Genomic DNA, 797 nt, shown 5'->3' on the forward strand with positions numbered 1-797 from the left:
GGCGCGCCCGGCCGGGAGGCCGCGGTCGGCCTCGGGCGGGCGGGGTCGGCCGCGGTCGGGCGCGGGCGGACCCTCCGGGGCCCGGGCCGGGCGCGGTGGTACCCGTCGGACGCAGGCCCGCCGGGCAGCGGGCCGGGCCAGCACCGCGTTGACCAGCGCGGGCGCCCGGCCGGCGAGGCGGGCCCAGCGCGGCAGCCAGCCGAGAACGTAATGGCTGACCGGCCGGATCCGGTGGCGGTGCGCCCGGTACAGCACCTCGGACTTGTAGGTCGCCATGTCCACCCCGGCCGCGCAGTCATGGGCGCAGGCCTTGCAGGACAGACACAGCTCCAGCGCCTCGGTGACCTCCCGGGACGCGGGGCCGCCGCGGACCAGCGTCCCGTTCGCCATCTCCTGCAGCACCCGGGCCCGCCCGCGGGTGGAGTCCTTCTCGTCCCGGGTGGCGAGGAACGACGGGCACATGAACCCGCCCGCCGCCGACGTGTCGGCCCGGCAGGTCCCGAGCCCGACGCAGCGGTGCACGGCCCGCCCGAAGTCCCCCGCGTCGGCGGCGAAGGCGAAGCCGCCGGCGAGGGGCAACGGGCGGGCCGCGGGCAGGCGCAGGTCGGCGTCGACGGGCCGGGGCCGGACCAGTACGCCCGGGTTGAGCAGGTCCGCGGGGTCGAAGAGGTGCTTGAACCCGGCGAAGGCGGCGATGGCAGCCGGCGAGTACATCCGGGGCAGCAGCTCGCTGCGGGCGCGGCCGTCGCCGTGCTCGCCCGACAGCGACCCCCCGTGCGCGGCGACCAGGTCGGCGG

Annotated in this window: 1 protein-coding gene; it reads right to left on the reverse strand. The window is 78.9% G+C overall.

The genetic code is table 11. The features are described 5' to 3' along the window. The coding region (locus tag ND748_RS33115; RefSeq protein ID WP_251750171.1) for a (Fe-S)-binding protein at positions 1 to 797 on the reverse strand (797 nt) is incomplete at both ends.

Origin of the sequence: Frankia sp. AiPs1 (assembly GCF_023716945.1) — a bacterium.
Taxonomy (GTDB): Bacteria; Actinomycetota; Actinomycetes; order Frankiales; family Frankiaceae; genus Frankia.